Source organism: Haliea sp. (genome assembly GCF_040222615.1).
Lineage (GTDB): Bacteria > Pseudomonadota > Gammaproteobacteria > Pseudomonadales > Halieaceae > Haliea.
Window position 1 is genome coordinate 1 of the sequence record NZ_JAVKCQ010000225.1, and the last position, 4184, is coordinate 4184.

The 4184-nt window shown below is 60.5% G+C and carries 4 protein-coding genes; 1 reads left to right on the forward strand and 3 read right to left on the reverse strand.

Annotated features, from left to right (window positions below; genetic code table 11):
* Positions 1–306: 306 nt before the first annotated feature.
* Positions 307–1167 (reverse strand): CDP-diacylglycerol--serine O-phosphatidyltransferase, encoded by an 861-nt coding sequence (pssA, locus tag RJQ10_RS17910; RefSeq protein WP_350148750.1) that lies wholly within the window; start codon positions 1165–1167, stop codon positions 307–309.
* A 34-nt stretch (positions 1168–1201) separates the two neighbouring features.
* A complete protein-coding gene (ilvY, locus tag RJQ10_RS17915; protein ID WP_350148751.1) occupies positions 1202–2110 on the reverse strand; it encodes an HTH-type transcriptional activator IlvY in 909 nt (302 codons plus the stop codon).
* A gap of 110 nt (positions 2111–2220) precedes the next feature.
* On the opposite strand from ilvY, the gene ilvC reads away from it, so the two are divergent.
* Entirely contained in the window at positions 2221–3693 is a 1473-nt protein-coding gene (gene ilvC / locus RJQ10_RS17920) for a ketol-acid reductoisomerase (protein ID WP_350148752.1), read from the forward strand.
* 50 nt (positions 3694–3743) lie between these two features.
* Here the strand turns inward: ilvC and ilvN are convergent.
* Positions 3744–4184, reverse strand: a 441-nt coding sequence (gene ilvN / locus RJQ10_RS17925; protein WP_350148753.1) for an acetolactate synthase small subunit, incomplete at its 5' end; no start/stop codon positions are given.

Sequence of the window (4184 nt, forward strand, 5' to 3'; positions counted from 1 at the left end):
AACACCCAAATCTCGGCTCAGACACAATTCGAAATCATATAATCCATAAATGAATCGATGAGTCACTTGTTGTGTCTGAATAGTCGTACAACTATCCCAACAAGTGCCCACACATCTGTCTTCGTTTCTTTGTTAAATAACTCCGGTGCGCTATGGCTTCCGGTTTCTCGTTGGTGGTTGCCCCCAACCGAGGATGCGCATTATACGTATCGCTGAAGGCCCCGCAAGGCCTTTTCCAAAAATAATTCAAAGTATTCTTCTCGGGCGGTATTACCGCGTAGAAACGCGCGCTTACCCGCAGGTTCCTCAGGCCTGATCCTGCCTGGACCGACGCCAGCGCTGCAGCTGCATAACCGGGCCCGATGCCGCGTAGGCGAGGAACCCCAGCAGGAACATACTCGGCGGGTTCAGGGTTACCAGACTGATCAACAGGATCAACACGATCATCGCCACGAACGGCACCCGACCGCGGAAGTCTATATTCTTGAAGCTGTAATAGGGGAAGTTGGCGATCATCAACAGACCGGTGACAGCGGTGAGAATGGCAACCAGCACGGCGACCTCCAGCGGCAGCTGCTCTCCAACCCAGCCGAGATCGTGGCAGACCCACACCGTGCTGGCGATGATGGCCGCTGCGGCGGGGCTGGCAAGCCCGGTGAAGAAGTTCTTGTCTGCGGTGTCGATCTGGGTGTTGAAGCGAGCCAGGCGCAGGGCGGCGCAGGCCACGTAGACGAAGGCAGCGCTCCAGCCGAACTTGCCCAGTTCACCGAGGGCCCAGCTGAACATGACCAGCGCCGGAGCCACACCGAAGGAGACCATATCCGCCAGACTGTCGTACTCTGCACCGAATTTGCTGGACGTGTTGGTCATGCGGGCTATACGACCGTCCAGCCCGTCAAACACCATGGCGAAAAAAATTGCGACCGCGGCGCTCTCGAAATCGCCGCGCATGGCCGCGACAACAGCATAGAACCCTGCAAACAGCGCACCGGTGGTAATCAGGTTGGGCAGCAGATACACGCCCTTGCGGCGCACCGTGCGACCGTTCTCCGAAACCTCTTCCTCGTGCTCGTCGACGATCAGCTCCAGAGGCTGGGCCACGCCGTGCAGATCGTCCTGCGCAGCCTGCACTGCATCCTGGGTATTATCGTCCCTTGCGTCACTCATTGTTATGCCCGGATCAAGTAGGGGCCGGAGTATATCAAACGGGGGCGCCGTAGGTCTGCTGTGCCACATTCCACAGCGATTCGACCCGCGGATCCTCCAGCCGGGAGGACAGGCTGACCATCCCGATGTCCAGCAACGGCAGTGGCTCCCAGACCGGAACCGCAGTCACCCGGGCCGCCATGCCACTGGCCTGGATAACCAGCTCCGGGGCAATGCCCACCCCCAGCCCCAGCCCGACCATGGCGACAATGGCTTCATGCCCCGCAACCTGGGCATAAATCCGTGGCTTGCTGCCCCGGCGCTCCAGCCAGCTATCGAGCATATCCTTGGTCACCCCGCGCTCAGGGACAATGAAGGGTATGCCCGACCAGTCGAATCCCGGTAACGTCATGTCCCCGGACAACATGCTGCGGCGCACGGCGCAATCCGTGGCGGGCATACAAACCACCATCGGGGATTGCAACAGGGACAGGAACGAAAGCCGCGAAGGCAGATAGTCCGGCCTGCCACTGACCGCCACGTCATCCTGGCCCGACAACACCCGCTCAATACCGTCGGCCTGGTCGCCGGTGTGCATCATGATCTCGACGCCGGGCTGGCGCAGGCGGAAAGCCTCCAGCACCGGCGCCAGAATGCTGTAGCTGGCAGTGACCGAGCAATACAGACTGACCTCGCCGGCGAGCTGCTGGTCCCCGCGCATCTGCCGCCGCAGATCCTGCCACTCGGCAACGCTGCGCTGGGCATACTCCCGAAAGGCGCGCCCGGCCGGGGTCAGCCGCATGCTGCGTTGATCCCGCTGCAACAGCACCTGCCCCAGCTCGTCTTCCAGCCTCTGCACGGTGCGGCTGACGGCACTGACGCTCAGGTGCAGGCGCTCGGCGCTGCGGCTGAAATTGAGCGAGTCGGCGACGGAGAGAAACACCTGCAGGCCACGGATATCCATAGTGTTTATTTTGCGCTTTACGCAAATCTGTTTCAACTATTTAGCGTTTTACGCAATACAAGGATTGCCGTAAGGTAGCGCCGTCTTGACAATCAACCGAGGTTTTCACCATGGGCCAGAACTACTTCAATACCCTGCCGCTGCGCCTGCAGCTGCAGCAACTCGGCAAATGCCGCTTCATGAGCCAGTCCGAATTCGCCGACGGCGTGGAAAAGCTGCGCGGCAAAAAGCTCGTCATCATCGGCTGCGGCGCCCAGGGCCTGAACCAGGGCCTGAACCTGCGCGACAGCGGCCTCGATGTCAGCTACACCCTGCGCGACAGCGCCATCGCCGAGAAGCGCCAGTCCTGGAAGAACGCCACCGACAACGGTTTTACCGTCGGCACCTACCAGGACCTGATCCCCGGCGCCGACCTGGTACTCAACCTGACCCCCGACAAGCAGCACACGGCGGTTGTTACCGAGATCATGCCGCTGATGAAGCACGGCAGCTGCCTGTCCTACTCCCACGGCTTCAACATCGTGGAAGAAGGCATGAAGATCCGCGAGGACATCACCGTGATCATGGTCGCACCCAAGTGTCCGGGCACCGAGGTGCGGGAAGAATACAAGCGCGGCTTTGGCGTACCGACCCTGATCGCCGTACACACCGAGAACGACCCCAACGGCGAAGGCCTGGAACTGGCCAAGGCCTACGCCGCCGGTACCGGCGGCCACCGCGCCGGGGTATTGGAGTCCTCCTTTATCGCCGAAGTGAAATCCGACCTGATGGGCGAGCAGACCATCCTCTGCGGTATGCTGCAAACCGGCTCGATTCTCTGCTTCGACAAGATGGTGGAGAAAGGTATTGAGCCCGGCTACGCCTCCAAGCTGATCCAGTACGGCTGGGAAACGGTTACCGAAGGCCTCAAGCACGGCGGCATCACCAACATGATGGACCGCCTGTCCAACCCGGCCAAGCTGCGCGCCTTCTACCTGGCGGAAGAGCTGAAGGACATCATGCGTCCACTCTACGAGAAGCACCAGGATGACATCATGACCGGGCACTTCTCCAGGACCATGATGGAAGACTGGGCCAACGATGACGCCAATCTCCTTAAGTGGCGCGCCGCCACTGCCGAGACCGCGTTCGAGAACACCCCCAACACCAGCGCCGAGATCAGCGAGCAGGAGTTCTACGACCACGGCATCCTGATGGTCGCCATGGTCAAGGCAGGGGTCGAACTGGCCTTCGAGACCATGGTCGCCACGGGCATTATCGACGAGTCGGCCTACTACGAATCACTGCACGAAACGCCGCTGATCGCCAATACGATCGCGCGCAAGAAGCTGTACGAGATGAACGTGGTGATTTCCGACACCGCCGAATATGGCTGCTACCTGTTCGACCATGCCTGCCGGCCACTGCTGGTGGACTTCATGGCCAATATCGACACCGATGTGATCGGCAAGGCCATTGCCGGCGACAACGGCGTCGACAACCAGGAGCTGATCGCAGTCAACGACAAAATCCGCAGCCACCCGGTGGAGCAGGTCGGCAGGACACTGCGCGGCTATATGACGGCGATGAAGCGCATCGTTTGAAGACACGCTACTGAAGTACCAGGGGCTCCGCGGAGCCCCTTTTTTGTGCCTTACAGCCTGAGCACCTTCTCACCGCGGGAAATACCCGCAACCCCGGAGCGCACTACCTCGAGGATATCCGCCTCCGCCATCGCCGCGACAAAGGAGTCGAGTTTCTCCCCCGTGCCGGTGAGCTGGATGGTATAGGTGTTCGGACCCACATCCACGATCTGGCCGCGAAAGATATCCGTGGTGCGCTTGATCTCGTCGCGCATCACGCCGCTGGCACGGACCTTGATCAGCATCAGGTCGCGCTCGATATGGGCCCCTTCGGTGAGATCCACCAGCTTGACCACGTCCACCAGTTTGTTCAGCTGCTTGGTTATCTGCTCCATGGTCTTGTCGTCACCGGTGGTGGTGAGCGTGAGGCGCGACAGAGTCAGGTCTTCCGTGGGCGCCACATTCAGGGTCTCGATATTGTAGCCGCGCTGGGAGAAGAGGCCGATCACGCG

Excerpts from the sequence above, each read along its gene's own strand:
- ilvY (WP_350148751.1), bottom strand. The coding sequence starts at position 2,110 with ATGGATATCCGTGGCCTGCAGGTGTTTCTCTCCGTCGCCGACTCGCTC.
- pssA (WP_350148750.1), bottom strand. The coding sequence starts at position 1,167 with ATGAGTGACGCAAGGGACGATAATACCCAGGATGCAGTGCAGGCTGCG.
- ilvC (WP_350148752.1), top strand. The coding sequence starts at position 2,221 with ATGGGCCAGAACTACTTCAATACCCTGCCGCTGCGCCTGCAGCTGCAG.